Origin of the sequence: Mesorhizobium sp. M7A.F.Ca.US.006.04.2.1 (assembly GCF_004022915.1) — a bacterium.
In the GTDB taxonomy this organism is placed as follows: domain Bacteria; phylum Pseudomonadota; class Alphaproteobacteria; order Rhizobiales; family Rhizobiaceae; genus Mesorhizobium; species Mesorhizobium ciceri.
Genome location: NZ_RZQA01000728.1, coordinates 1 through 3,336, shown reverse-complemented (window position 1 = coordinate 3,336; position 3,336 = coordinate 1). Strand labels below are relative to the sequence as shown.

Annotated in this window: 3 protein-coding genes; 1 reads left to right on the top strand and 2 read right to left on the bottom strand. The window is 61.4% G+C overall.

The genetic code is table 11. The annotated features are described in order from the left end of the window. Both EN925_RS28905 and EN925_RS28900 read right to left on the bottom strand, forming a co-directional pair. The coding region (locus tag EN925_RS28905; RefSeq protein WP_164894452.1) for an alcohol dehydrogenase catalytic domain-containing protein at positions 1-163 on the bottom strand (163 nt) is incomplete at its 3' end. Between the two features lie 52 nt (positions 164-215). Continuing rightward, positions 216-1,403: a glycine C-acetyltransferase gene (locus EN925_RS28900; RefSeq protein ID WP_127388268.1), complete on the bottom strand. Its 1,188-nt coding sequence runs from the start codon at positions 1,401-1,403 to the stop codon at positions 216-218. Between the two features lie 331 nt (positions 1,404-1,734). Here EN925_RS28900 and EN925_RS28895 point away from each other — a divergent pair. After that, positions 1,735-3,336: diguanylate cyclase (locus EN925_RS28895; protein WP_164894451.1), on the top strand; the 1,602-nt coding region annotated here is incomplete at its 3' end.

The window sequence follows — 3,336 nt, the reverse complement described above, 5'->3', positions numbered from 1 at the left end:
CCCACTGGTCCCAATTGTAGATGTGCACGTCGGTGCCGCAGATCGCCGTCTTCTTGATCTTGATCAGCACGTCGTTAGGGCCGATTTCCGGCACCGGCACCTCTTCCATCCAGATGCCTGGTTCGGCCTTGGCCTTCACCAGCGCTTTCATCATGTTCGACATGCTTTTGTCCCTTGAAGCTCTTGTTCCGGAATCGCTTTTCGATTCCGGCTTGTCAGGAAATGACGCCGAGTTCGCGCCCGACGGCGGCGAACGCTTCCACCGCGCGGTCGATATCGGCGCTGGAATGCGCCGCCGACATCTGCGTGCGGATGCGCGCCTGCCCCTTTGGCACCACCGGGAAGGAGAAGCCGATGACATAGATGCCGCGCTTCAGCATGCGCGCGGCCATCTCCTGCGCCAGGCTGGCATCGCCCAGCATCACCGGGATGATCGGATGATCCGCTCCGGCCAGCGTGAAGCCGAGCTTGCCCATTTGCGACCGGAACCGCGCAGCGTTGTCGTAGAGTTTGTCGCGCAGCCCATCGCCGTCTTTGATCAGTTCGAACACCTTGATCGAAGCGCCGGCGATCGCCGGCATCAGCGTGTTGGAAAAGAGATACGGCCGTGAGCGCTGGCGCAACCAGTCGACCACCTGGCCTTTGCCCGAGGTGTAACCACCGGAGGCCCCACCAAGTGCCTTGCCGAGCGTCCCGGTGATGATGTCGACCCTGCCCTCGACGCCGCAATGCTCGGCCGAGCCGCGGCCGTTCTGACCGACAAAGCCGACGGCATGGCTGTCGTCGACCATCACCATGGCGTCATACTTCTCGGCGAGGTCGCAGACACCCCTGAGATTGGCGATGATGCCATCCATCGAAAACACGCCGTCGGTGGCGATCAACCGGAAGCGGCAGTCCCGGGCTTCCTTCAGGCGCGCCTCGAGATCGGCCATGTCGTTGTTGGCGTAGCGGAAACGTTTGGCCTTCGACAGCCGCACACCATCGATGATCGAGGCATGATTCAAGGCATCCGAAATAATGGCGTCTTCCTCGCCCAGCAGCGTCTCGAACAGGCCGCCATTGGCATCGAAGCAGGAGCCGTAAAGGATGGTGTCTTCCATGCCGAGGAAGGAGGAAATCGTCGATTCGAGCTGCTTGTGCTCTTCCTGCGTGCCGCAGATGAAGCGCACCGATGCCATGCCGTAGCCATAGCGGTCGAGCGCCTGCTTGGCAGCATTGCGCAAATCGGCGCTATCGGCGAGGCCGAGATAGTTGTTGGCACAGAAATTCAACACCTTGTCGCCGCCGACCTCGATCTCGGCCGACTGCGTCGAAGTGATCACCCGCTCCGACTTGTAGAGGCCTGCCGATTTGAGCCCCGCGAGCTCGCTGTCGATGTGGGAGAGGAATGCTGCGGTCATGACCTAGCCTCGTTTGATGTGGGCCGACTGTCGTCTCGTCCGCGCGAAAAATCCATCGCAAAAACGACCGGATCGGTGGCAAGCAGCACGATGCGGCCCCGATGTCGATCATCACGCGGCCGAGGAACGACGCCACGACAAAGGTTCTGGCCGATGACCGCTCAAATGCCGGTACGGTGCTAAACGAGCCGATAACCATTCCGCGATCTTTCCACGGCCGCCCCTTGCCGGACAGCCGTCGATTTCCAGTCCTGTTAACGTTTGCAGTTCAATGGTGCTCATACAAGAATCCCTAGGCAAGAATCCTTAGGCGAGAGGGCCGCCCCCGAAAATGTCGCAGCAGCCGGTGCAAACCGTTTCAGGCAAGCTCATACTGCTGATCAAGGCTGGCTATTGGCTGGCCCTGCTGATCATTGCGGCCATGGTGATCGCCTCCTTCATACTGCTGCAGCAGATGATGGCCACCCAACAGCACAATCACACCTTGCTCGACATCGTCAGCACACAAAAGACACTGTCGCAGCGCATCGTCTTCCTTGCCAGTGCAACGGGTGCCGGTTCACGCGACAAGCAACCGGCGCTGGTCAGCGCGCTCAAGCAGGCAACGGCGGAGTTCGAGACCAACTACGACCTGCTGCTCGATCAGACAGGAGCCGATCCGCAATCGCCGGCCAAGCTCGACCCGAAGTCGATCGAAAGCGTCCTCTTCGCCAAGCCCTTCCACCTCGACTATTTCTCCGTCGGGCTGATCGCCAATGGCGACCGCCTGATCTCGGCCTATGAATCGCAATTCAGCGGCAATGGCGGTTACAAGGGCGGCGGCGAACGCGTCAATCTCGACGCCTCAGTCGCCAATGCGACCTTGTCGGGTTATGCCGCGCTCGGCCAGCGCATCACTGCCGACGCCGACGACCGCTCCGAGAAGCTGCTCGCTCTCCATCGCACGCTGTTCTACGCCACAATCGGCGTCATCATACTGGTGGCGCTCTTCATCTTCAGGCCGATGTCGAACGCCATCCTGCGCAAGACGCATGAACTGATCGACGCGCGCAATTCCATGGCCTTCATCGCGGTTCATGACGGCCTCACCGGCCTGCACAACCGCACGTTCCTGACCGATCATTTCGACACGCTGATCAAGGGCACGCACCGGCGTCGCGAACGCCTTGCCGTCGTCCAGCTCGATCTCGACCGATTCAAGCAGATCAACGATACGCTCGGCCACGCCGCCGGCGACTATGTGCTGGTCGTCACGGCACAGCGCATGCGCGATTCCTGCCGGGCGTCGGATCTGTGCGTGCGCCTGGGCGGCGACGAGTTCGTCATGATCCTCGGCGGCGCCGGCGGCACCGAAGACATCAACATGCTGGCGCGGCGCATCCTGGCGCACATCAACGAGCCGATCGTCTTCCAGGGCACGACCATTCTCCCAGGCGCCAGCGCCGGCATCGCGGTCTATCCGATCGACGCCGACAATGCTGGGGATTTGCTGGTCCATGCCGACCTGGCGCTTTATTCCGCCAAGAAGCTTGGCGGTGGCAACTTCTCCTTCTTCTCCGAGGAACTGCGCCGCGAACTCGATTATCGCAAGCAGCTCGAGCACGACATCAAGGTCGCCATCGCGGAGCGGGCGTTCCAGGTCTATTTCCAGCCGCAGGTCTCGCTGACCAACGGCACGATCAGCGGCATCGAGGCGCTGGTGCGCTGGAACCATGCGGAGCGCGGCATGATCCCGCCCGGCGAATTCATCCCGGTCGCCGAGAAATGCGGCTTCATGCCCGAGATCGGCCGCATCGTCATCACCAAGGCGATCAACGAGGCGGCCAAATGGAATCGCGCCGGCATTGCCTTCGGACGGCTTGCCGTCAATGTTTCCGGCACCGAGCTGCGCGAGCACGATTTCGATGCGTTCTTGTTCGAGACGCTGGAAAAG